Genomic DNA, 23,521 nt, shown 5'->3' with positions numbered 1-23,521 from the left:
GCATCGCCTCACCACGTCACCCGCAGGCTGTGCAGCCCGTAGACGGATTTCTCCGGCCCGAAAGTCTGGTCGCCGGTGAGTCGCAACGTCGGGATCCGGTCGAAGAGCCTCGTCAGCGCGATCTCGAGTTCCTTACGCGCCAGTGGCTGCCCCAGGCACTGGTGGATGCCGAAGCCGAACGCGAGATGACGGTTGGGCTCCCTGCGGATATCGAACCGTTGCGGCTCGGCGAAGGTCGAACCGTCCCAATTGGCCGCGGTCACCGAGGCGATGACACCCTCGCCGCGCCGGATCAGCGTGTCGCCGATCCGCACATCCTCCAGTGCCACCCGGGGCACACCGGTGTGCACGATCGACAGGAACCGCAGGAGTTCCTCCACGACCTTTCCGATCAGTTCCGGATCCGAGCGCAGCAGCGCGTGCTGATCAGGATGGCGCGGCAGCGTATAGACACCGAGGCCGATCATGTTCGCGGTCGTCTCGTGCCCGGCGATCAGCAGCAGCAGGGCCGAACTCTTCAGATCCTCTCGGTGCAGTTCACCGGAGGACTCGCGTTCGAGCACCAATCGGGAGAGCACATCGTCGCCGGGATGCGCCAGTTTGCGGTCGGCCAGTTCGCCGAGATATTCGCGCAACTCCACGACCGCGCGCGCACTCTCCTCCAGGGTGAATTCCGAACTGAGCATGCGGCGACCCCGCTCCTGGAAGTACTCGTGGTCGCTGTAGGGCACGCCCAGCAGTTCGGCGATCACCGCGGAAGGAATCGGCAGCGCGAAATTCGAGATGAGATCGGCCGGTTCTCCCGCGGCCAGCAACTGCTCGATGAAACGGTCGACGATCGATTCGATGGCGGGGCGCAGCCCGTCGATCCGTTTGACGATGAATTCCCGGCTCAGCATCCGGCGTAGTCGGTCGTGCTCGGGCGGATCGAGCCGAAGGAACGGAATATGTTTCTGTCCCACGCTGGCGCGCAGCGCGGCGGAGACGAAAGGGAATCCGGGATTGCGGGCGGCGGCGCTGAACCGGTGATCCGACAGCGTCGCCTTCACGTCCTCGTACCGGGTGAGCAACCATGCCTCGGCGCCGTTGTAGAGCGTGACGCGGGCGGCGGGCGCGTTGCCGCGCAGCAGTTCGTATTCCCGCGGTGGCGCGAGGTCGTCGGTGCGGTCGAACGGGAACGCGGGTATCTGGGTCTGCGTGTCTACTGGCACGGCTCGAACCTTCCTTCGTTGAGCGAGGTGGTGGTCACGATGTGCCGAGCCGATCCCACGACAGCGCGGGATCGTGTGACCGCAAACTGTTCTCGGCGAAGGATTTCGCGGCGTCGAGGGTGTCGAGACTGTGCTTTCCCAGGGCGGAGCGGACCAGGCGGGTGGCCGCCTCGATGGTCGCGTCGGCGCCGAGTACCTGCCGCACCCCGGCCGGGTCGAGCGCGATGGTGTGCCGTCCGGTGATCGTGACCGAATCGGCGTGCTGTTCGACCGACCACTGTCCGAGGTGCGCGCGGGCGATCGGCGGCACCGTCAACGGCTTGTACACCACCCGCGCCTGCCTGAGGCAGATGCGGATCGACGGGATCCGGTGCCGGGTTCCGTCGTCACCGAGCACCGTCGTCGACACGGTCTGCACGCCGTCGTCGTCTTCGTCGTAGTCGACTTCGTGGACGTGGGCGATGCCGCCGGGCCACAACTCCAGCCTGCGCAGGAATTCGAAGACGTCGCCGACCGATCCGTGCGTGCGCACCACGTCCTCGAAGGTGTACACCCACGCGCCGGGCCCGCCGGGCAGCGCGGCGGACTCGGCCAGTTCGGTCAGGATCCGGCGCACCACGATTTCGAGGGAAGCTGTTGCGCCCGTGTCGGTTCCGGCCGGTGCTGTGGTCTCGATATCGACCGCGCCCGCGAGATCGTCGCGGTAGCGCACGACGGTGGCCGGACCGTCCGCGCGGAACACCAGGGCCGTGGGCACTTCCGACGTCCGGCGTTCCAGGACGACCGACCGGACGGATCGATCCTGTTCCAGCCACAGTTCGAAGGTCTCGACATCGTCGGTGGCGGCGAGCGCCCTGGTGTGGATCACCGGACCGGCGAACAACGGCCAGGAATGCACATCGGCCAGGATCCGATCCACGGGCCGTGCGACCGATCTCGCGCTCGCGGCGGGGTGGGAGGGCAGTGCGGTCATCGTCGACTCTCTTCTCCTTGTGGACGATTCGTCGTTGTGCGCTGTCCCCCGGCTCGTCCGGGCAGCAGGGTCGCGCTGATCACGGCGCCGACCAGGATCACCGCCGCGACGCCGAACGCGGTGGCGTATCCCTCGGTCACCTCGGCCCCGGTCGGCACACCCGCGTCGTCGGTGCGCGCGGCGGCGACGATGGTCAGGACGGCCAGTCCCACCGAGCCGCCCAATTGCCTGGTGGCGTTGGCGAGGCCCGACACCACCCCGGCGTCCTGCGGGGCGACCCCACCGATCGCCGTGGCCGCGGTCGGTGCGAGTGCGAGACCGATGCCGAGGAACACCACGACTCCCGGCGCGATCACCGCCCAGCCGATGGAGGAATCCGATCCGAGCAGCGTCAACGCGGCGAACGCGGCGGCCGAGAGCCCCGCTCCACCGATGATCACCGGCCGCGCGGGTATGCCCCGCTTCAACAGTTTGGCCGCGGACTGGGCCCCGATCACGGTGGTCACCGCGAACGGGACGAAGACCAGCCCCGCCTCCAGCGCCGAAAGTCCGCGCACCCCTTGCAGATACAGCGAGACGAAATACAGCACCGAGAAGAATCCCGCGCCGAGCAGGAACATGGTGAGATTGGCGACCGCGACGGCACGCTGCCGCACGATCCGCAACGGAAGCAGCGGATGCTCGGCGATCCGCGCCTCGACCACCACGAATGCGAGCAGCAGCACGATGCCGATCACCGCCGCGATCGCCGCGATCGCGTCGAAGCTCGCCGCCTTGCCGAATTCGACCAGGCCGTAGACCAGCGCGATGAAACCCGCCGTCACGGTGAGGCTGCCGAGTATGTCCAGCCCGCCCCGCGGCCGGGTGTCGTCCTTGCGCAGATAGATCAGCGCGAGCACCGCGAGCACCAGCCCCACGGGCACGTTGACCAGCAGAACCCAACGCCAGGACAGGAATTCGGTCAGCAGGCCGCCGAGCACCGCGCCGATCGCGCCACCGACCGCGCCCATCATCGTCCAGGTCGCGATGGCCTGGGTGCGCTTGGGGCCTTCCTCGAAGGTGGCGGTCAGGATGGCCAGGGTCGACGGCGCCAGTACCGCGCCACCGATGCCCTGCACCGTCCGGGCCACCACCAGCCAGACCGCGTTGGTCGCGAGCCCGCCCGCCAGGCTCGCGAGGGTGAAGGCGGCCAGACTGAGAACGAAAACCCTTCTCCGCCCGAACAGATCCGACGCGCGCCCCCCGATCAGCATGAATCCGGCGAAGGTCAGCGTGTAGGCGGTGACCACCCACTGCAGATCCTGTTCGCCGAATCCGAGCGAGGTTCTGATGCCGGGCAGCGCGACGTTGACGATGGACACGTCGAGCACGACGATCAATTGTCCCGTGCAGGCGAGCGCGACCAGGATCCATTCCCTGGTGCGTGCCACGGCGGCCGCGGGTGGTGACACACCGGCGGATTCGGCGGTCGCTTTGTCGATTCTGTTCGTCATATCCGTTTCCCGATCGTGTCGTGGCGCTGCGCCGCGGCGTTCAGGCTCCGGTAGCGGCGCTCAGCCCGTTCTGAAGGTGGGTGAGTAGTTGACGTGGGGTGGTGATGTTCTCGAGTTCGTCGTCGGACAACTTGACGCCGTACCGGCGCGAGATGACCGCGGCGGCCTCGAGCAGGGCGAGCGAGTCGTAGCCCAGGTCGGCGAAATCGGCATCGAGCACGTCGCCCTCCAGATCCACCGACTCGTCCTCACCCGCGGCTTCTCGCAGGATGTCCTTCAATTCCGTGACGCCGACCTGCACGCTCATGATTGGCTCCTCCGCTTGTTCTCCGATCCGGTGATCGGAACAAGCCGAGCCTGACATCAGTCGCTGGACGTTCCCTGGAATCGCGCTGTAGCCGGACGCGCGGGCGAGCGGCGACAGCGGCCGAGGTATCCCGGAACCGGTCGCAGGGCGGCGCGGATACGGTCGGCTGGGCTATCCATACGACCAATGATGGGTGAGAAGCAGTGGATTGGTAAGATGCCACTTTGAAGTGGGTTGCTAACCAGAAGAAAGTTTGCAGTATGTCGACCGAATCTCAGGCCCTGCTCCGTCGCGACTGCCCCGGTCGCGTACTCCTCGATCACATCACCGGCAAATGGGGAATCCTGGTGCTGACCTCACTGACCGAGGGCCCGTTGCGCTTTCATCAACTGCGCGCGGGCATCGAAGGCGTCAGCGACAAGATGCTGACCCAGACCTTGCGCACCTTCGCGAGCGACGGACTCGTCGAGCGCACCGTCCTGCCGACCGCGCCCCCGTCGGTCGTGTACGAACTGACCGAACTCGGCGCCGAGGCCGCCCGGGAACTCGAACCGTTCCTGCGCTGGGTCCGCGCCACCGCGAGTGCGGGCGTCCCCGTCCGGGCGTAGCCCGAAGACCCCCGGCACTCTTCGCTATCCGAGCAGCCCGAGCGGCCGAATCACTGCAAGACCGACACCGAGACCGGCGATGACCACAGGCCCGATGAGGTACACGACCGTGGCCCCCAGCCGGACCAGGATCGACACGAACCCTGGCCGCGATGTTGCGCTGTGCCGTGCCCTGCCCGGACGGGCACGATGCGTCGTCTTCACCGTCATGCGTTTCGCTTACCCGGCGAACGGTCGGTCAACCGCACCCGCTCCCGTTGTCCGGGAATCGTCATCCACCCGACCACGTGCGCCACGCGGAGCACCACTCACAGCAGTCCACGCCGGTGGGCGTAGATCGCGGCCTGGGTGCGGTCGCGGACGCCGAGGCGGTTGAGAATGCTGGAGACGTGGTTCTTCACGGTGCCTTCGCTCAGGTAGAGGGAGCGCGCGATTTCCCGATTGGCCGCACCGGCTGCGACCAGGCGCAGGACATCGGTTTCCCGGTCGGTCAGTTCGATCGGGGGTGCGGTGGTGCGCAGACGGACCAGTGCCGCGAGGCGGGCGGCGACGGTGGCGGAGTACTGGTCGACGCCCGCGTGGGCGAGATGGATGGCCCTGGCGAGTTCGGGCGCGGGCAGATCCTTGAGCAGATAGCCGGACGCTCCCGCGTGCAGGGCTCGGACCAGGTATTCCTCGTCGTCGAAGGTCGTCAGCATCAGCACGGTCGTCTCGTCACTCAGCACGGCGGCGGCTTCGACACCGTCGATACCCGGCATGCGGATATCCATCAGCACCACATCGGGCGCGAGTTCACGCGCGAGTTCTATTGCGGTGGCGCCGTTCTCGGCGGTGGCGACGACCTCGATCCCCGACTGTAGGGCCAGCAGCGCGGCGATTCCTTCTCGGACGAGGCGTTCGTCGTCGGCGATGAGGACGCGCAGGATGGCGGTCACGGTGCCGACACCGTGGCCAGCAGGCGTGTTCCGGTGGACCCGGTGGTGATGCTCAATCGGCCGCCGACCAGATCGAGTCGTTCGCGCATGCCGCGCAGACCGTGTCCCTCGACGGCGTCGGGCCGCAGACCTCGCCCGTTGTCGCTGATGTCGAGGGTGCGTGCGGTCAGGTCGACGTCGACGGTGACCGTGTCCGCGCCGGAGTGGCGGCGCGCGTTGGTCAATGCCTCCTGCGTGACGAGATACAGCGCCAGGCGCACGGATTCGCCGACCCGGTGCTCGTCGCCGGAGAGTCGCAGTGTCACGGTGAAATCGGTGTCGCGCAGTCGGGCGATCAAGGCTCGCAGGGCCGTGGCCAGGGTGAATCCGTCGGTGTCGTCGTGCAGTGCGCCCACCGCGCGGCGCACCTGTTCCAGCGCCTGCCTGGCCGAATCGCGGCCGTCGGTGAGTGCCCGGTCGGCGGTGTCGGGCTCGAGGGTGCGGTAGGCGGCGGCCTTCTCCAATTGGATCGCGGTGACCACGAGATGGTGGCCGACGGTGTCGTGGATATCGCGGGCGAGGCGGGTGCGTTCGGCGACCGTCGCCAACGTGACGGCCTGATCGGCGTATTCCGCCAACCGGGCGTTGGCGTCGGACAATTCGACGAGCAGCGATTCGGCCCGGCGTCGGCCCGCTTCCTCGCGGCCCGCGATCACGGCGAGGGTGAGCGCGAAACCGATACCGACGGCGAACATCAGCAGATCGGGAACGGCTTCGGGATCGCCGCCGAACCCCGGACCCACCGCGACCAGCACAGTGGCGAGAACCACCTCGGCCGCGCCGAGCCCGTAGGCGATGCGATGCCCGAGGGTGAAATACGCGGTCAGCGGGATCAGGACGAACAACAGTTTCGCGTTACCCGCGCAATCGAGCGCGGTGACGAACGCGAACAGCGCCGCGCGGACGGTCAGTGCCGCCACCGCATAACTGGGCGTGACCGGTATGCGCGATTCCACCGATTCGAGTGCGCCCGCCACCGCAAGTCCACAGGTGAAACCCCACAGACCGAGCGCGTCGCACTCTCCCGACGCGGCGACGACGAGCCCGGCGACCAGTACGGACAGGTAGAGGAACCACGCGACCCACGTCAGTGCTCGGGGACGGATCATCCCCCGAGCGTAGAGCCGTATGCGGGCGCGAGGGTATCGCCGAAACGAAGTTCGGCCGAAAGTCATGGGTCGCGCGACACTTCACCACGTGACCAGCGGATTCCTAGCCTCGGGCCTACCTCGAGAAGGGAATCGGCATGGATACCTCACTACTGCGGCTCAGCGCGGCGGCAGGCATCGTCTGCGGCGCGGCCATCGCACTGGCGGGAGCATTGGAATCGGCGATCGGCCACAAGGTCACGCTGACGCAGATACTCAACGGCGGCTCGGTGCCGCTCGGCATCGGCCTGCTCATCGGGCTGTACCTGTGGCAGCGCCACCGACTCGGACGATTCGGCACGGCGGCGTTCGTGGTGCAATTCCTCGGCTTCGGCTATTTCGCCGGTATCGCCTACGCGCGCAATTTCGTGCTGGTCTACCTCGACCGTTCCGTCGTCGACGAACTACTCGAGGGACCGGCGCGGTACGCGTTTCTGGCGACCGCGATTCTGGCGCTGACCGGCACCTGGTTGTTCGGCGCCGCACTGCTGCGTTCGGGCTCGGTGCCGAAAGTGGCTGTCGCACTGTATGTGGTCGGGCTGTCGGCCTTGTGCCTGACGTTCCTGCTGCCCACACCGGTGGTCCGGCTGGGCCATGTGCTCGGCGGCGCGGGGCTGGTGTGGCTCGCCGTCGCGCAATGGCGGCACGCCACCGTGAGCGAGTCCTCCCCCGAACTCCGTCCCGCGTACGGGTGATTGTTCGTCAGGCGTCGCGGGTGCGCTGCCACCACGGATAGGCGATCCAGACGCAAGCGAACAGCACCGCGGACCCGATTCCCGCGATCAGCGCCGGAATCGGGCCCGCGACGAGGTCGAAGATCAAGACCGCGACACCGGTGACCGCGCACCCCAACAGCAGCAATCCCAGCAGGGCGCAGCGGTGCGCGATACGAACGACCTGATCGATCCGGCGCGGGCGGAACAGAATTCGGTGCGCCGGGATCAGGCGTCCGGACGCGGGATATCTCCGCGCCACGCGCCGGTCTCGTTGTGCTGGTCCTCGATGAAGTCCTTGAATCGCTTCATGTCACCGTTCACTCGGTGCTTCAGCACGCCGAGTTTGTCGGCGGCATTCTCCACGAAACCTTCCGGATCGACCTCCATCTGCGCGGTGATCCGGGTGTGGGTGTCATCGAGACGATGGAAGGTGATCACACCCGCGTGGTTCGGGCCGCTGTCGGATTTCCAGGCCACCCGTTCGTCCGGGTGCTGCTCGGTGATCGTCGCGTCGAAAAAATTCTCGGCGGCAACGGTTTCGATGGCATGCTCCTGCCACCGACCGAGGATCAGGCTCGAAGGAATGCGAGCAGATCGGCGTTGATGGTGTCGGCGTGCGTGGTAGGCATACCGTGCGGGAACCCCTGATAGGTCTTCAGCGTCCCGTTCTTCAACAGCGCCGCCGATTTGGGACCGGACGCCACGTAGGGCACGATCTGATCGTCCTCGCTGTGCATCACGAGAACCGGAATCCCGATCTGTTTGAGATCCTCGGTGAAATCGGTCTGCGAGAACGCCACGACTCCGTCGTAGTGCGCCTTCGCGCCGCCCATCATGCCTTGACGCCACCAGTTCGCGATGACGGCCTCCGACGACTCCACGCCCGGCTGGTCGTAGTTGTAGAACGGACCCGACGGCAGCGCCCGGTAGAACTCCGAGCGATTGGCCGCCAACTGGGCCTGGATGTCGTCGAAGACGGATTTCGGTAGACCTTCGGGATTGGCCTCGGTCCGCACCATCAGCGGGGGCACGGCACTGATCAGCGCGGCCTTGGACGCTCTGGTCTCGCCGTGCCGAGCGAGGTAGTGCGCGACTTCACCGCCACCGGTCGAGTGGCCGACGTGCACGGCGTCGCGCAGGTCCAGGTGCTCGACCACGGCGGCGAGGTCGTCGGCGTAGTGGTCCATGTCGTGGCCGTCGGCCGTCTGCGAGGAGCGGCCGTGGCCGCGTCGATCGTGGGCGACGACCCGGTAGCCGTGCGCGAGGAAGAACAACATCTGGTTGTCCCAGTCGTCGGCGGACAGCGGCCAGCCGTGGCTGAAGACGATGGGCTGTCCCTGGCCCCAGTCCTTGTAGAAGATCTCGGTCCCATCCGCGGTCGTGACTGTGCCCATGGTTACCTCTCTTCGACGTGGACCTCACCGATATCGGGAGGTCGGGTGGTCGCTCGGGATACCGGAGGCCGACTACGCCCGGAGCCGCTCGACTCGATCGGTCGCCGTGATCGGACTCCCGGTGTCGGTATGCGTCGTCGCCGGCACGCGCCCACCACCGCAGTCAGCATACTTTCAGCTAATAACGCGTGGATGCTTTCCCCGTACGGAGTCGGCCTTCAGAGGCATTCGATGGGGCGACACCGCGATCCTGCGGTTCCGGAGCGTACAGAAACACCCGAGGCCGTCGGACGCCGTGCGAGAACACGACGGCGGAGACAGATGTGTCAGCGGAAGAAGCCGAGCGCCGCGGCCAGGGCGAAGGCCATGCCGAAGGCGATGAGGACCGCGGCGGCCACGGAGGCCGACATGATGACGACGCCGGTGCTCAGGGTCGTGACGATCAGGCCCGACAGCCAGGCCGTACCCGGTTCGAAGTTAGGAGTTCTGCCAGAAGGGGTTCGTTTCACAGCCATATCGGGAGGACTCCCCGTGCGATTGATTGCGGAGCCGCCACGCTGGGTGGCAGCTATCCGGTTGCTGAACAGTGATGGCCGGCTTTCCGGCGCGGCACCGGCTAGCGGAGGCTGTCTTCTTCAACCGTTCCACTCGGCGATACCGCCGTCTTGCAGGGCGACCCAGTGCTGACTGAACAGCTTCGCGACGATCCCTAGTTGATATTTTTACCAGCATACAAGCTTGGTAGTAGCCATTTCGTGATAGTTAACCAGAACGTTGCTAGAATTGCGCGGGTATCGTGACCGGTCTCATAGGCATCCGATGCCGGACCGTCACCGAGCCCCTCGCCGACGAGTTCCCGTACACCCCGCACCCGACAACGGGCGACGATCGCGGTGATACCCGCGCGTAGACCGGCACCGATGTACGAAGATCACCGGGTACCGCGTCGACGCGGCCGCACCGCAACCGCTCCCAACGAGCGAACTCGTTGCCGGTCGGTCCGCGCGCGCCGCCGCACCCGCACCGACGACCGCCCGGTCATCCTGAAGGAGTTCGCACGTGACGATCCCCGGTCACCCCATCGACATCCTGCTCGTCGAGGACGATCCGGGCGACGAATTGATGACCCGAGAAGCGTTCGAGGACAACAAGATCGGAAATACCCTCCATGTCGTCCGCGACGGACAGGAAGCTCTGGACTACCTGTTCCGCGAAGGTGAGTACGCCGACGCGTCCCGGCCGGATCTGATTCTGCTCGATCTCAACCTGCCCAAATACGACGGCCGCCAAGTCCTGGAGAAAATCCGCGCCGACGACGAGTTGACCGCCATCCCCGTGGTTATCCTGACCACGTCGGCGGCCGAGGAGGACATTCTGCGCAGCTATCGGTTACACGCCAACGCCTACGCCACCAAACCGGTCGACCTCGAACAATTCGTCGCCGCCATCAAGCAGATCGACGACTTCTTCGTCCACGTCGTGCGACTGCCCCGCCGCGGCTGAATCCCGTCAGTCCCGCACTCCCGAGACGGCCTTGGCATTGGCGGCGAAATCGGCGAAGGTGGTGCCGGACTTCTCGCGGTGACTGAGGGCCCGAATGGATACGTCGTGGCCTTCCGCCGCCTTGCGCAACGCCCCGACGGTGGCCTGTTCCCGGGGGATGTGCTGGAACGGGTCGAACGAATACCAGCGCATCGCGTTCTGATGGGTGATCTTGTCGATCTCGTCGTCGGGCACGTCGTAGGTGGCGAACACGCGCTCGAGTTCTTCCGGAGCGCCAGGCCACATCGAATCGCTGTGCGGATAGTCCATCTCCCAGCACATATTGTCCACGCCGATCTCGTGGCGATTCTTGACTCCGATCGGATCGGAGATGAAACAGGTCAGGAAGTGCTCGCGGAACACCTCCGACGGGCGCTTACCCCCGAAATCCTGATGTGTCCAGGTGGAATGCATCTCGAATGTGCGGTCCACACGGTCGAGGAAATATGGAATCCAGCCCGTGCCGCCCTCCGAGAGCGCGATCTTCAAGTCCGGGTAGTCCTTGATCGGTTTGGACCACAGCAGGTCCGCCGCGGCCTGCACGATATTCATCGGCTGCAATGTGATCATCACATCCATCGGTGAATCGGGTGCGGGTATCGACAGTCGCCCCGACGATCCGATATGGACGCTCATCACCGTGTCGGTCTCGACCAGCGCCCGCCACAGCGGCGCCCAGTAGTCATCGTGGAACGACGGATAGCCCAGCGCGGCAGGGTTTTCGGTGAAGGTCAGCGAATGCACACCCTTCTCCGACACGCGCCGCACCTCCGCCGCGCACAGCTCGGCGTCCCAGATCACCGGCAACGCCATCGGAATGAACCGGCCCGGATGCGAACCGCACCACTCGTCGATATGCCAATCGTTGTAGGCGCGCACCAGCGCCAGCGAGAAATCCGAGTCGTCGGTGGCGAACAACCTCGCGGCGAAACCCGGGAAGGACGGGAAGTTCATGGTGGCCAGTACGCCACCGGCGTTCATATCCTTGACCCGCTCGTCGGGATCGAAGCAGCCGGGACGGATCTCGTCGAGTCCCTGCGGCTCGAGCCCGTACTCCTCCTTCGGCCGTCCGGCGACCGCGTTCAGAGCGACATTCGGAATTACCGTATCGCGGAACCGCCAGGTGTCCGACCCGTCGGGATTGTGCACCAACCGGGGAGCCTCGTCGATATATCGCTTCGGCAGGTGATTCAGGAACATGTCGGGCGGCTCGATGATGTGGTCATCGACACTGATCAGAATCATGTCGTTTTTGTCCACAGTGGTTCCTTCCATTGTCACCACGAGGTTGCTATACGCGCGTACAGGTTATCGCAGCGCAGGAAGGGATTATGGCGAATTCGCGGGACCGGTCCGAGAAGATTCCGCCGGCACGACACAGCCCGGCGCCGTGGTCATTCCCAGGGGGTCAGCACCACTTTTCCCCGCGAATGCCCCGACTCGCTGAGCGTGTGCGCGAGTGCGACGTCGTTCAACGGCAACACGCGGTCGAGATGGATGCGCAGGTCCCCGGCGGCGGCGAGTTCCCCGATCCCCACCAGTTCCGCGGGCCGTGGACGCGCGGTGATCTTGCGACAGCGCGGATCGGCGACGGCATCGGATTCCTGGGCCGTGATGTAGCGGCCGTCGGCACGCAGCACTTGAAGCGAACGCTGCCCGTACGCGCCCCCGACGAGATCGAACACGACGTCGACGCCATCGAGCGCGGTCGTGAAATCGGTAGCGGTGTAGTCGATCAACTCGTCGACGCCGAGCCCGCGGAGGAATTCGTGATTGACCGCTCGCGCCGTGCCGATGACGTACGCGCCGCGTTGTCGGGCGAACTGGACGGCGAAATGGCCGACGCCACCCGCGGCGGCATGGACGAGGACGCGCTCGCCCGCTCGAAGGTTCGCGGCTGCCAACCCCTGCCACGCGGTCGACGCGGCCGTGGGGAGGGCCGCGGCACGAATATCGTCCAAGCCGGGCGGGCGCAGGCCGAGACTGTCGGCCCGCGCCACGACGTACTCGCTGTAGGTGCCGGTGCGACTGTGCACCATGCCGAAAACAGCGTCCCCCGTCGCGAATTCGTTCACGCCGAGTCCGACTTTCACCACCGCGCCGGAGAGATCGAACCCGACGGTGAAGGGCGGCGGACCGAGGAAAGTCACACGCCCCGACCGCAATTTGCAGTCGACGGTGTTCACCGACGTCGCGCCCATTCGGACCAGCACCTCGCCCCGGCCGGGTTCCGGGGTCGGGACTTCGATGGTTTCGAGAACGTCCGGACCGCCGAGCCCGCGCTGACCGATCGCCTTCACCGGTCGCCGGTCGCCGGTCGCCGATCCGCGCCCGGGCCGCATCACGTCCGCCGCGAGGTGGGCCGACCATCCGGCGGGGCGGATCCAGCGGGATTCAAGTATCGCTCGAACGCGTCCACCAGTTCCTGGTGCGCGGTCGTGACCCCTATCCCCTGTTCCAGGTTGAGAAATTTCGGCATTCCGGTGAGCAGAAGCAACAGCGCGCCGGGAGCGAGATCGCCGCCGAGCGGACCGAAACCTCGATAATTCGTGGTGAGCGCCTCCAATTGGAGTGTGCGCACCCGCTCGGTCACGGCGGCGATCTCCGCGCGCACCGATTTCCTGTGATTGCCAAGGGCCATGAACTCGGTGGTCAGCGCGCTGGTCGCCTCGTCCCGGCTGTAATTCCAGAGCACTCGCGGCAATTGGTCGGCCGGCACCTCGAGCACCCGCGTCAGATGCGCGATATTGCGCTCGGAGTAGCGGCGGATCGCCGCGAGGAAGATTCCGTCCAGGGTGCGGAAGTAGTACTGCACCAGACTCGGCGTCACGTCGGCCTTCGCCGCCACCGCGCGAAACGTGACCGCGGCATATCCTTCGTCGAGCATCAACCGCTCGACACAGTCGAGCAGGATCTCCCGCGTCTTCGATGTCTCCGCACCGAACCGGCGAGGTGTCACCGTCATACCCACCTCCCGATCGCGCGTCATGAACTGCCGACGGAATACTATGCTATACGACCGCATAGCATCGCGGATCAGGCGATTCACCGGTCGGAGTCGTGGCCCCTCGCGATTCCCGACACCGCAACGGGACAGCGCCGAAGGCATTGCGCACCTTGCTATTCGGCTCGAACGAGGTCTACATGAACCTCGCGTCAACGATTCCCGAATCGGTTGTGTTGCCAAGAGTTTGCGAGTAGGTTTGCACGGGTTCCAGTTTTCAGAGTGGGGTCGAGCCCGGATGGGCGTCGCGCCTCCGCCACGGCTGGGCCGTCGGCGGGTGGTTCGTCGCCTGTCTCGATGACGTGGCCGGCCGGCACCCCGGACTCGACGACCCCGGCGAGCTGGGCGCCGTGCTGGCCACCGTGACCCGGCCCGCGGAAACTCTCACTCCCTGCCCGCTTCCCGACGTTCCCACATTTCTCGACGACTACGGTCCCGCCCTGCGAATGTGGGCCGATTTCGCCGAGAACGGCCCACCGCCGGGCGCGAACAGCGCCTCGGGTTTGGTCTCCTGGAAGTAGCCGGTGCCGATCTGACGACTGGGAATGTGGGAGGCCAGAGCCAGTACCGGCGCGCCGGAACGATGCGCGTCCATCACCCCCTGGATCAGGTGGGTGTTGCCGGGTCCTCAGCTGCCGGCGCAGACCGTGAGGTGACCGGTCAGCTGGGCCTCGGCCGAGGCGGCGAACGCCGCTGCCTCCTCGTGATGGACGTGCACCCACTCGACCCTGCCGTCCCGGCGCACCGCGTCGCTGAACGCGTTGAGACCGTCCCCGACCAAGCCGTACACCCGGCGCACCCCGGCCTGGACGAGTACCTCGAGCAATTCGTCGGCCACCGTACGACTCATCGAATTCCACTCCTTCGACATCCGGTTCCCGCGAGCATCGGACAAGCCGATGCGACGGTGCTGAACGTGCGGTTTCGAGCGGTGCGCGCGAGCGTCGAAGACGAGCGTGCCGATCGGCACACTACGAGTTGTTCACGGGGTCCGGTCGACGGACACACAGGAGGGTGACCAGGCCGTTGTATTCCCGCCGGTGTCAGCGGTCGGCGTCGGTGAACCGGATGACGCCGCGGATATTGCGCCCTTCCAGCATGTCCCGATAGCCGTCGTTGACCTCTTCCAGGCGGTACCGGCGGGTGACCATGTCGTCGAGATTCAATTTGCCCGCCCGATACAGCGCCAGCAGATTCGGGATGTCGTGCTGTGGATTGCCCGCACCGAAAATGGTGCCCTGCAAATTCTTTTGGAACAGGGTCAGCATCGACAGATTCAGCGTGACCTCGGTGTCGAGTATCCCGCCCATCGCGGTGACGACACAGGTGCCTGCCTTCGCCGTCAGCGCCAGGTACAGGTCGATATCGCGTCCCTCCGCCCGGCCGACCGTCACGATGACCTTCTGGGCCATCGCGCCCGCCGTCAGCTCCGGCACCTGCGCGAACGCGGCATCGATATCGGGATAGACGTGGGTGGCGCCGAAATGCCGCGCTTGCTCACGTTTCCACTCGACGGGGTCGATGGCGAAGATGTACCGGGCTCCCGCCAGCACCGCGCCCTGCAACGCCGCCACCCCGACGCCGCCGATTCCGATGATCGCCACATCCTCGCCCGGACGCACGTCGGCCGACCGCGTCGCCGATCCGAATCCGGTCGTGACACCGCAGCTGAGCAGACACGCCACCTCGAACGGGATCTCCGGATCGATCTTGGCCACCGAACTGCGGTGCACCACCAGATACGACGCGAAGGTGCCGAGCAACGACAGTCGACCCCGTCTCCGATCTCGCTGACGACGCCCGCGCCCTGGTGTCCCCCGAGGATCGGGAACGACGCCATCGGAATATCGCCGGTGGCAAGGTGGTGATCGGAATGGCACAGCCCCGCCGCTTCCATCCGGATCTTCACCTCACCGCGACGTGGATCACCGATCTCGATGTCCTCGATCGACCACGGCTGATGGAAATCCCAGATCGCCTCCCGTGCGATCACCGGCGTCGGCGTCGCGCTGGTCATGCCGTCCACCCCGTCCCTGCTGACCGCGGGGTTCCCCGAACCGCGACGCGGATTCGCCGTCGGGGTGTGGGCCGCCGCGGTCGCCAGCGGCGGAGTAGTCGGCATCCTCGGCACGGGACCACTGCTCGCGCACTGGTCGTGGCTCTCGATCCCGGTTGCCATGACCATCGCGGGCGCGGTACTGGCCGTCGCGGGGTGCAACGGTGGCGGAATCGGCGGACGAGTCCAGGCCCGCCATCGACCTGTTGGGCACCCTCTTCGCCGCCACCGCGGTCGGACTGATCGTCGTCGCAGCGACCGAAGTGCCCGAACACGGCTGGCTCGATCCGCGCGTACTCGGCCTGACGGGTGCGGGCATCGGCGCCTGCGCCGGTGTCACGGTCGCGGGGATCGGCATGTTCGGACTCGGGATGCTCACCGTCGACAGCACCTATATCGATCTGTTCCGGCCGCTGATGGTGATCGGACTCGGACTCGCCCTGTCGGCCACACCCGCCACCGCCGCCATCGTCGCCGGTATTCCGGCGCACAAACACGGCGTCGCGGCGGCCGTGAACGACGCCACGCGCGAAGTGGGCGCCGCAGTCGGCATCGCGATCGTCGGCATTGTGCTCGCGGCCGGTTACAGCGACCGCATCGCCGCGCTCACCCCGATGCTTCCCGAAGAGATCCGCGGACCCGTCTCGGATTCGCTGGCCGCCGCACTTCGGGTCACCGACGCCATCGGCCCTTCGGAGGATCCGATCGCCGACCAGGCCAAAGCCGCGTTCGCGCACGGGTCGTAGCAGGCGGCGATCGCGCTCGGGGTGGTCGCGCTGATCACCGCTGCCGTCACCGCCGTATGGACGCCGGGTCGCCGACGGCGCGATACGCCGACGCCACCGCCACCTCCCGAGATATCCGGAGACAGAGGCGAACTCGAATCCAGGATGTAGGCGGAGCCCATCCCGAACACGCTCGACGCTCGGGACGACCGTGCCCGAATCCGATGAGCGGATGACCAAACCGGGGGCGGGGGCAGTGCGAATCCCGAGGGATGCCGGTTCCACCGAGGCATCACGGAGCGAATTCGGACTACCCGAGAGGATCCTCGACAGTGAGCAAACGGCGATCGGCACGGACGGCAACGTTGCACTGGGTGCTGGCGGGAGCACTCGCCGCCGCGGGCCTGGTCTGCGCCCCCGGTATCGCTCACGCGCAGCCGGGGGCGGCCCATGTGGTCTCCGCGGAGAATGTGAACGACAGGCAGCAGAACGTCATGGTCTTCTCGCCTGCCATGAACCGGCCGATCATGGTGCAGGTCATCCGGGCCGCGGATAGGTCGAGACCGCGGCCGACGATGTACCTGCTCAACGGATCCGGGGGCGGCCCGAATCAGAGCGGCTGGGACGCGCAGACCGACGCGGTGAGTTTCCTGCGCGACAAGGACCTCAATGTCGTCACCCCCTACGGCGGCAGCAATTCCTATTACACCGACTGGGTGCGCGAGGACGCCGTCCTCGGCTACAACAAATGGCAGACGTTCATCAACGAGGAATTGCCGCCCGCCATCGAGGAATTCCTCGGCGCGAACAACGACCGGGCGCTGGTCGGCGTCTCGATGAGCGGCACCTCGGTGCTGAATCTGGCGATCGCCAAGCCCGGATTCTGGCGCAGTGTCACCTCCTACAGCGGCTGCGCGCAGACCTCGGATCCCGTCGGCCAGGAGTTCGTCCGCATCACGGTGGAGAACTGGGGCGGTGGGCAGAGTGTCGAGAACATGTGGGGCCCGCGCAACGGGCCGCTGTGGCGCGCGAACGATCCGCTGGTCAACGCGGAACGGTTGCGCGGCACCGAGATCTACCTGAGCACGGGCAGCGGGATCCCCGCCGCTCCGCACGACACTCCCACCGATCCGCGGGTCCAGGACGGTCGGATTCCGCTGCCGGTCCAGATCGCGTTCGGCGGACCGATCGAGGCGGCCATCCGCTACTGCACACTGAACCTGGCCAACCGGCTCGATGAGCTGAACATTCCCGTGACGGTGGACGACAGGCCGGTCGGCACCCATTCCTGGGGTTACTGGGAGGACGACCTGCGACGTTCCTGGCCGTTCCTCGCCCGGTCGGTCCGCAGCCGGGAGAACTGAAGTATCACCGCGTAGGTCGCGGGGCCGAATCGAACGCCGGGTCAGCGGGCACGGGCGATGACGCCGCGTGTTCGACTCCCGTTCGGCAACTCCCACGCGATCGATACCTCGCCGGGTGCGGGCGCCCCGTTCGACGGAATCGGCACCCGCACCACGTCGACGTCGGTTACCTCCGGCACCACGCCGACCAGCACGGTGAGATCGGCGGTGTCGCTGGCGTGCTGGGCCTGCGCTCCGACACCGCCGTGGACCAGCGCCCGCGACTGCGTCCGGAAAACCGGGTCCGCAGGCGCGTCGTAGACGAACCGCGTGCCGAGCACCCCGTGCTCGGTGGTTCCGACGAGCGCGTCCGCGCACCCAGGCATGGCGGCGGCCCGGTAGGTCATCGGCACGATGTAACCGACCGGCTCCGCACCGGCCTCGTCGGTCACGACCATCACTTCGATTCCCACTTCGCCAACCGGGTCGTCGAGTCGGAATCCGCCCGAACGGACGAGCCGCGGACGGTCCCCGCCCAGGTACCACGGCTGCCGCGGCAGCCAGACGGTCAGCAATTCCAGCTTCGACGGGACAAGGGTGGTCTTGTGGACGATCGCCATGTGCCGAAGCGTTCCACATCCACATAGGCCGTCGGCACCCGACCACAGCTGGCCCCGTGACGTCGGGTGATGTCCGAGACGGGAGCACCGAGGCTAGGCTCGAAGGCGACCGCTGTGTCGAACGGTGTGGGAAGGGGAACCCGTGGCCAAGGTGTTTTCGTCCATCGATGATTCGCTACGTGAGTTCATCGCGAAGCAGGCGATGTTCTTCGTAGCGACCGCCCCCTCTGAGGGGGGCCGGGTGAATCTGTCTCCCAAGGGATACCGCGATACCTTCGCCGTTCTCGACGATCATACCGTCGCCTACCTCGATCTGTTCGGCAGCGGCGTGGAAACCATCGCGCACCTGCGCGACAACGGCCGCATCACCATCATGTTCTGTTCGTTCACCCGCAACTCCCGAATCCTGCGCCTGTTCGGCACGGGCCGCGTCGTCCGCCCCGACGACGCGGAGTTCGACACCCTCCGAACCCATTTCGGGACGGAGCACCCCGGCGTTCGGATGGCCATCGTCGTCACGCTGGATCGGATCGCGGACTCGTGCGGATACGCGGTCCCCTACTACGACCTCGTGGGTGAGCGCCCCGTTCTGGATGCTCATCTCGCCGCGGTGCCCGAGGAGAAGCTCGCCGGACGGATCGTCGGCGACAACGGCCACAGCATCGACGGCCTGCCCGCCCTCGACCCCGAACATCCTCTTCCCCTGCGGTGATCATCGCCGTCCAAGGGCGCGAGGCCACGTCGTATCGGCCCCTCTGCGCAAGGCGACCGAGGCTTGTGACTCTCGGGTCATGACAGCGGAGCGAGCACCCGTCGGACGAAATCGCTCGGCCACGTACCTGTTCCGTCGGCTGTCATGTCCCGCAGAACATCTCCGATCTTCGGATCGGCGAACCTCAGGATTCCGACGAGGCCCAGTTCGGCGCACTGGCGCACCAGGGGACGCAGGATCCGTTCGGCTTCGTCTCGTTCCCCCGCGGCGGCCAGGCACGCGATCAAGAGCAGTCGAGCGCGCAGCAGTGCGCGGGGGCGCGTCATTCGCGCGATCCTGTCCACGAGGCGGCGTGCCCGTTCGCACGCCAGCGCGGAGGCCGTGACCGAGTGTCGAGCGAGTAGTCGTCGGATCGCGGAATCCTCGCGGAATTCCGCGGTGATCAGCGCGATGCCGTCGGTGTCGCTCGGCGGCATCGGGTCGGGTACGGGTTCGGTGTCCGCGAGCCCCGCCAGTAGACCGTCGTTGTCGACGCGGGCCCGCAGGCGTGGCAGCGATTGCTCGTCGGCGATCCGTCGGCCCTCGTCCAGATATCGTCGGGCCGTGTCGAGATCCCTGCGCAGCGCCTTGATGCGCGCCCCGGTTCCGTAGCTGGCCGCGATCGCGTCGACCATGGCGCCCTCGGTGCCGAGTACCGCGTACCCCTCGTCGAGCAATTGCTCCGCCGCGTCGATCTCGCCGACGTCGAACAGCAACTCACCCAGCAGCGCGCCCGCTGTTCGCGCGCTGTGCGACCGCGTGCCTCCGGAATTCCTCGCTACCTGGATGGCCTTGCGAAAACTGTTCTGGGCCATGCGGATATCGAGCTCTTTGTTCGCGGCGATCCCGTCGAAGCAGTGCCCGTACATGGCGCTGAACGGGCCGCGGTTGCGACGGTGATACGCCTCGGCCCACTGCTGCAACCGGTGCGCTTCGGGATAGTCGAAACGGTAGATGGCGACGAATGTCGCCATATCGGCCGCGGTGTTGACCACCCACGGATCGAACAGCTCCGGGCGCGCCAGACATTCCGACAGTCGTTCGCTCACACCGTCGACGCGATCACCCGCGACGCGGACGGCGGCGTCGAGTACCGCGGCCTCGACTTCCACCGCGTCGGCATCGTCGACGCCCTGCGCGAGCAGCGCTCGCACCTGCGCCAGCGCGGTATTGACCCCCACTGGATTTCGCAGCAGCAGACCGGCCCATGCGGTGGTCAACTGCAATCGCGGACTCGCGCGGACGGCGGCGGGCGGAAGTTTCGCGATGAGCCCGGGCACTATCGCGAAACGCCCCTGTTCCATCAGCCGGGTCCCGTCGTCTTCGACCAGCTCGACCGCGCGGGCCTCGTCTCCCGCGGCCAGCGCGTGATCGACCGCCTCGCGCAGGTACTGGTGCTCGGCGAACCATCGGGAGGCGGTGCGGTGCAGGTCGGCGACCCATTCGGGGTGTTCGCGGGCCAGGCGCTGACGCAGGAAGTCGGCGAACATGTGGTGGTAGCGCAACCACCCCGGGTCCGAATCCACCCGGCTCAGGAACAGGTCGCGCGCCTCCACCTCGGCGAGCAACGCGGGCCCGTCCGGTGTTTCCGACAGTTCCGCGGCCAGGCCGGGCGACAGCCGCCGGGTCACCGAAGTACGCAGGACGAAGGTCCGCAACCGCGGTTCCAGGCCGTCGAGCACGTTCTCGGCCAGGAAATCACCGATGGTGTTGCTACTGCCGGAGATACTGCCGATCAGCTCGCCCGGATCGTCACAGTCGCGCAGCGACAGCGACGCCAATTGCATTGCCGCGACCCACCCTTCGGTCGATTCGGTCAGGTGGGTGATATCGGTGGAATCCAGTGCGAGCCCGCCCGCGCCCTCGAAGAACAACCGAGCCTCGGCGAGCGTGAAACGCAAGGTGTCGGCGCCGATCTCGACCAATTCGTCGTGGACGCGCATCTTGCTCATCGGCAATCCGGCACGGTTGCGGCTGGTCACGATGAACTGCAGGTGGTGGCAGCCGTGTTCGAGCAGGTAGCCGAGCACCGCGACCGCGGCCGGATCGACCACCCGGTGCCAGTCGTCGATGACGAACGCGACCTGCCTACCCTCGGAATGGACTTCGTTGATCAGCGTGGTCAGCACGTAGGGTTCGGCGTCCTCGCCGTGTATCTCCATCAGGCGAGTCAGTTCGTCGGCGAGGGCGGGCAGCGCCTGCCGCAATGCCTCGACCAGATGGGCGAGCAGCCACGCGGCGTTGTTGTCGTCGCGGTCGATGCTCAACCAGGCGACCGCGACTCCCTGCTCGACCAGTCTGGCGCGCCACTGCGCGGTCAGCGTGCTCTTGCCGAAACCCGCGGGCGCGTGGATCACGATCAGCCTGCGTCGATGTCCGTCATCGAGCATGCCGAACAGCCTGTCGCGCGACACCAGCGGACGGCTCGGCGTCGGCGGACGGAACTTCGTCACCACCGTCGGGCGCGGACGCGGAGTGCTCGGCACCGACGCCTGCCGGGTTTCCACGATCGATGCCACGGTGCGCGGCGGTTCGGAGATCTCGTCCACCGCTCGCGATCGCGAGGGAAGTGCCATCTGATCCACCGCGAGACCGTAGACTTGCTGGATCTCGGCCAGGTGGGTGCCCAGAGCGGCGGCGGACGGGAATCGATCGGCGGGTTCCTCGGACATGGCGCGCTCGATCGCGCGGCATGCCTCGTCGGGTATGTCGTGCTCGCGCAGGTCGGGGATCGGTTCGGAGGTGATGCGCAGGAATTGCGTGACGACCTTCTCCCCCACCCGCCGCTCGAAGGCCGCGTGCCCGGTCATCAGGCAGAACAGGGTGGCGCCGAGACTGTAGACGTCGGAGAGCGCGGTCGGCGCGTGCCCTTTGAGTACTTCGGGCGCGGTGAAGGCGGGCGAACCGGTGATCACGCCGGTACTCGTCACGAAACTGCCGGAGATATGGGCGATTCCGAAATCGGTCAGTTCCGGCTCACCGTATTCGGTGGTCAGGATATTGCCCGGTTTCACGTCACGGTGCAGTACTCCGGCGCGGTGCGCGGCCTCGAGCGCGCCCGCCACCTTCACACCGATCCGCACCGCTTCGCCCCACGGCAACGGTCCGTCGCGTTCGATGCTGTCCTGCAACGACTTCCGCGGATGAAAGGGCATCACGATATAGGGCCTGCCCGCCGTCAGGACACCGCTGAACAGGATGCTGACGATATTCGGGTGCCCGGACAGTTTCCCCATCGCACGCTGTTCACGCAGGAAACGTTCCAGATGCTCGGCCTCCAGATCCGCCGTCAACACCTTGACGGCGACGGTTCGGTCCAGCGCGGGCTGCTCGCAGCGGAACACCACGCCGAACCCGCCGCGCCCGATCTCGGCGGCGTCGTCGAAACCCGCCGCCTTCAGATCGGTGGCTATCCTTGCGGCGAAATCACCTTCGGTGCGTAACTGGCCGTCATCGACCATCGGCGGACCCTAACTCCCGACCCGTAGCCCCGCTCCGGAAGCACGATATCCGGGACGGACGACCGACCCACCTAGCAGCATATTGCCAGCATACGCGGCGAGCACCACCATATCGGCTGATCGGAGCCGAAGTTCGGTCCGGATCCGCGGTCCCGGCAAACCCGCCGCCGCGAGCCTATTTCGCCAGTGACGTCAGCAGGGCACGGGTCTGCGCGCCCTCGTCACCACCGGCGAACACCGCGCCGACGAACTCGGTGGCACCGGCCTCGAAAATCGCCTCGATTCGGGCCGTCACCTCTTTCTCCGAGCCGACGATCGCCAGGTCACCGGGGCCGGATACGCCTTCGCGGTCCATCATCGCCCGGTACGAGGGCAGCGAGCCGTAGGCGGCGAAATTCTCGGCGGCCGTCGCGCGCGCGGTGTCGGCGTCGTCGGTGACCAGGACCGGCAGCGCGCAGACGACGCGGGGCGCGGGGCGCTCGGCCTCCGCCGCCGCGGCGGTGATGGTCGGCGCGATGTGCTCGCGGATGGTGGCCGCGCCGGTCATCCACAGGACGGTGCCGTCGGTCCGACGTCCCGCCAGCCGCAGCATCGCGCTACCGAGCGCCGCGAGCAGTACCGGCACCCGGCCCTCGTTGGCCACCGACAGTTGCAGATTCGCCGTGTAGGTCTCGCCCGTATAGGACACCGGGCGATTCTCCAGCAGCGGGACCAGGATCGACAGGTAGTCCTTCATGTGCCAGGCGGGCCGGTCGAAGTCGTAGCCGAACATGTTCTCGATGACGACCTTGTGGGACAGACCGATCCCCAGATTCAACCGGTTCGGGCCGACCGCGAGCGCCGTGGTCCGCGCCTGTTGGGCCAGTGCTCCGGGATGACGCGGATAGGTGGGTACCACAGCGGTGCCGATCTCGATATCGGGCACCTGACTGCCCGCGACGGCGAGCGCGGTGAGCGCGTCGATGCCGAAGATGTGCGACAGCCACGCGGAATCGAACCCCTCCTCGGCGCCGCGTCGCAGTTGCTCGGTCAAGCGGACCAGGCCGTCGGGCACGGAAGGTGCGTCGAGCATGATTCCGATCCGCACTGCGAACCTCCTCGTATCGGGGCAGTGGACGTGGCGACACGATCTCGCCGACTGTCGAGCCTACGTCGCCGTGCGCACGCGACGGAATGCCCCGGCATCGCGCGGCCG

General features: G+C 66.7%; 22 protein-coding genes and 4 pseudogenes. 8 read left to right on the top strand and 18 right to left on the bottom strand.

Going from position 1 to position 23,521, the window contains the following annotated elements; all coding sequences use genetic code 11:
* Window positions 1-8: 8 nt before the first annotated feature.
* From OG225_RS13545 to OG225_RS13530, 4 genes are read right to left on the bottom strand one after another with little or no spacing between them, the layout of a single operon-like run.
* Window positions 9-1,211 (bottom strand): cytochrome P450, encoded by a 1,203-nt coding sequence (locus OG225_RS13545; RefSeq protein ID WP_405181980.1) that lies wholly within the window; start codon window positions 1,209-1,211, stop codon window positions 9-11.
* 34 nt (window positions 1,212-1,245) lie between these two features.
* Window positions 1,246-2,184, bottom strand: a complete 939-nt coding sequence (locus tag OG225_RS13540) for a hypothetical protein (RefSeq protein WP_405181979.1) — start codon at window positions 2,182-2,184, stop codon at window positions 1,246-1,248.
* Window positions 2,181-3,677, bottom strand: a complete 1,497-nt coding sequence (locus tag OG225_RS13535) for an MFS transporter (protein WP_405181978.1) — start codon at window positions 3,675-3,677, stop codon at window positions 2,181-2,183. Before OG225_RS13535 ends, OG225_RS13540 begins: the two co-directional genes overlap by 4 nt.
* A 40-nt stretch (window positions 3,678-3,717) precedes the next feature.
* Complete coding sequence (locus OG225_RS13530) at window positions 3,718-3,984, bottom strand: acyl carrier protein (protein ID WP_405181977.1); 267 nt, start codon at window positions 3,982-3,984, stop codon at window positions 3,718-3,720.
* A 260-nt stretch (window positions 3,985-4,244) separates the two neighbouring features.
* On the opposite strand from OG225_RS13530, the gene OG225_RS13525 reads away from it, so the two are divergent.
* Window positions 4,245-4,592 carry a helix-turn-helix domain-containing protein gene (locus tag OG225_RS13525; RefSeq protein WP_216906028.1) on the top strand — a complete coding sequence of 116 codons (348 nt, stop codon included), beginning with the start codon at window positions 4,245-4,247 and terminating at the stop codon, window positions 4,590-4,592.
* 308 nt (window positions 4,593-4,900) lie between these two features.
* Here the strand turns inward: OG225_RS13525 and OG225_RS13520 are convergent, their stop codons facing one another.
* Both OG225_RS13520 and OG225_RS13515 read right to left on the bottom strand, forming a co-directional pair.
* The gene (locus OG225_RS13520) at window positions 4,901-5,527 is read right to left on the bottom strand and encodes a response regulator (RefSeq protein ID WP_405181976.1); all 627 of its coding nucleotides are present in this window, start codon (window positions 5,525-5,527) and stop codon (window positions 4,901-4,903) included.
* A complete protein-coding gene (locus OG225_RS13515; protein ID WP_405181975.1) occupies window positions 5,524-6,675 on the bottom strand; it encodes a sensor histidine kinase in 1,152 nt (383 codons plus the stop codon). The genes OG225_RS13520 and OG225_RS13515 overlap by 4 nt, the downstream gene beginning before the upstream one ends.
* Window positions 6,676-6,812: 137 nt before the next feature.
* Between OG225_RS13515 and OG225_RS13510 the strand changes: the two genes are divergently transcribed.
* Window positions 6,813-7,409, top strand: coding sequence for a hypothetical protein (locus tag OG225_RS13510; RefSeq protein WP_216906022.1), 597 nt, complete (start codon window positions 6,813-6,815; stop codon window positions 7,407-7,409).
* Window positions 7,410-7,416: 7 nt separating this feature from the next.
* On the opposite strand, the gene OG225_RS13505 is transcribed toward OG225_RS13510, so the two are convergent.
* From OG225_RS13505 to OG225_RS13490, 4 genes and pseudogenes are all read right to left on the bottom strand, one after another.
* On the bottom strand, window positions 7,417-7,689 hold the full coding sequence (locus OG225_RS13505) for a DUF6328 family protein (RefSeq protein ID WP_405181974.1): 273 nt from the start codon (window positions 7,687-7,689) through the stop codon (window positions 7,417-7,419).
* A pseudogene (locus OG225_RS13500) lies at window positions 7,656-7,946 on the bottom strand (cyclase); the annotation flags it as partial. The gene OG225_RS13505 and the pseudogene OG225_RS13500, both read right to left, overlap by 34 nt.
* Window positions 7,947-7,999: 53 nt before the next feature.
* Entirely contained in the window at window positions 8,000-8,824 is an 825-nt protein-coding gene (locus OG225_RS13495; protein WP_405181973.1) for an alpha/beta fold hydrolase, read from the bottom strand.
* A gap of 326 nt (window positions 8,825-9,150) precedes the next feature.
* The gene (locus tag OG225_RS13490; RefSeq protein WP_405181972.1) at window positions 9,151-9,339 is read right to left on the bottom strand and encodes a hypothetical protein; all 189 of its coding nucleotides are present in this window, start codon (window positions 9,337-9,339) and stop codon (window positions 9,151-9,153) included.
* A 544-nt stretch (window positions 9,340-9,883) separates the two neighbouring features.
* On the opposite strand from OG225_RS13490, the gene OG225_RS13485 reads away from it, so the two are divergent.
* Complete coding sequence (locus OG225_RS13485) at window positions 9,884-10,327, top strand: response regulator (RefSeq protein ID WP_405181971.1); 444 nt, start codon at window positions 9,884-9,886, stop codon at window positions 10,325-10,327.
* A 6-nt stretch (window positions 10,328-10,333) separates the two neighbouring features.
* On the opposite strand, the gene OG225_RS13480 is transcribed toward OG225_RS13485, so the two are convergent.
* The 3 genes from OG225_RS13480 to OG225_RS13470 all read right to left on the bottom strand — a co-directional run bounded on the left by OG225_RS13480 (window position 10,334) and on the right by OG225_RS13470 (window position 13,331).
* On the bottom strand, window positions 10,334-11,626 hold the full coding sequence (locus OG225_RS13480; protein WP_405181970.1) for an amidohydrolase family protein: 1,293 nt from the start codon (window positions 11,624-11,626) through the stop codon (window positions 10,334-10,336).
* Between the two features lie 134 nt (window positions 11,627-11,760).
* Window positions 11,761-12,666, bottom strand: a complete 906-nt coding sequence (locus OG225_RS13475) for an NADP-dependent oxidoreductase (protein WP_405181969.1) — start codon at window positions 12,664-12,666, stop codon at window positions 11,761-11,763.
* Window positions 12,667-12,707: 41 nt separating this feature from the next.
* The gene (locus OG225_RS13470; RefSeq protein WP_405183263.1) at window positions 12,708-13,331 is read right to left on the bottom strand and encodes a TetR/AcrR family transcriptional regulator; all 624 of its coding nucleotides are present in this window, start codon (window positions 13,329-13,331) and stop codon (window positions 12,708-12,710) included.
* A 341-nt stretch (window positions 13,332-13,672) separates the two neighbouring features.
* Here OG225_RS13470 and OG225_RS13465 point away from each other — a divergent pair, with 341 nt between their 5' ends.
* The gene (locus tag OG225_RS13465) at window positions 13,673-13,891 is read left to right on the top strand and encodes a hypothetical protein (protein ID WP_405183542.1); all 219 of its coding nucleotides are present in this window, start codon (window positions 13,673-13,675) and stop codon (window positions 13,889-13,891) included.
* Here OG225_RS13465 and OG225_RS13460 read toward each other — a convergent pair.
* Window positions 13,855-14,220: pseudogene (locus OG225_RS13460) on the bottom strand (thiamine pyrophosphate-binding protein); the annotation flags it as partial. The gene OG225_RS13465 and the pseudogene OG225_RS13460 sit on opposite strands and share 37 nt — an antisense overlap.
* A gap of 193 nt (window positions 14,221-14,413) precedes the next feature.
* A pseudogene (locus tag OG225_RS13455) lies at window positions 14,414-15,387 on the bottom strand (zinc-binding dehydrogenase).
* On the opposite strand from OG225_RS13455, the pseudogene OG225_RS13450 reads away from it, so the two are divergent.
* From OG225_RS13450 to OG225_RS13440, 3 genes and pseudogenes are all read left to right on the top strand, one after another.
* Window positions 15,386-15,517, top strand: a pseudogene (locus tag OG225_RS13450) (hypothetical protein); the annotation flags it as partial. The pseudogenes OG225_RS13455 and OG225_RS13450 sit on opposite strands and share 2 nt — an antisense overlap.
* Before the next feature lie 73 nt (window positions 15,518-15,590).
* Window positions 15,591-16,172: a hypothetical protein gene (locus OG225_RS13445; RefSeq protein WP_405181968.1), complete on the top strand. Its 582-nt coding sequence runs from the start codon at window positions 15,591-15,593 to the stop codon at window positions 16,170-16,172.
* Window positions 16,173-16,483: 311 nt separating this feature from the next.
* Window positions 16,484-17,515, top strand: coding sequence for an alpha/beta hydrolase (locus OG225_RS13440; RefSeq protein WP_405181967.1), 1,032 nt, complete (start codon window positions 16,484-16,486; stop codon window positions 17,513-17,515).
* A 41-nt stretch (window positions 17,516-17,556) separates the two neighbouring features.
* On the opposite strand, the gene OG225_RS13435 is transcribed toward OG225_RS13440, so the two are convergent.
* Window positions 17,557-18,114 (bottom strand): maltokinase N-terminal cap-like domain-containing protein, encoded by a 558-nt coding sequence (locus OG225_RS13435; RefSeq protein ID WP_405181966.1) that lies wholly within the window; start codon window positions 18,112-18,114, stop codon window positions 17,557-17,559.
* Between the two features lie 142 nt (window positions 18,115-18,256).
* Here OG225_RS13435 and OG225_RS13430 point away from each other — a divergent pair, with 142 nt between their 5' ends.
* Entirely contained in the window at window positions 18,257-18,826 is a 570-nt protein-coding gene (locus OG225_RS13430) for a pyridoxamine 5'-phosphate oxidase family protein (RefSeq protein WP_405181965.1), read from the top strand.
* 77 nt (window positions 18,827-18,903) lie between these two features.
* On the opposite strand, the gene OG225_RS13425 is transcribed toward OG225_RS13430, so the two are convergent.
* Together OG225_RS13425 and OG225_RS13420 are read right to left on the bottom strand one after the other, a co-directional pair.
* Complete coding sequence (locus OG225_RS13425; protein ID WP_405181964.1) at window positions 18,904-22,326, bottom strand: protein kinase domain-containing protein; 3,423 nt, start codon at window positions 22,324-22,326, stop codon at window positions 18,904-18,906.
* A 175-nt stretch (window positions 22,327-22,501) separates the two neighbouring features.
* Window positions 22,502-23,413 carry a TIGR03564 family F420-dependent LLM class oxidoreductase gene (locus tag OG225_RS13420; RefSeq protein ID WP_405181963.1) on the bottom strand — a complete coding sequence of 304 codons (912 nt, stop codon included), beginning with the start codon at window positions 23,411-23,413 and terminating at the stop codon, window positions 22,502-22,504.
* Between the last annotated feature and the right edge of the window lie 108 nt (window positions 23,414-23,521).

This window comes from Nocardia sp. NBC_01377 (assembly GCF_045040005.1).
GTDB classification, from domain to species: domain Bacteria; phylum Actinomycetota; class Actinomycetes; order Mycobacteriales; family Mycobacteriaceae; genus Nocardia; species Nocardia noduli.
The sequence above is the reverse complement of the archived record's forward strand: the minus strand, read 5'-3'. Positions and strand labels throughout refer to the sequence as shown.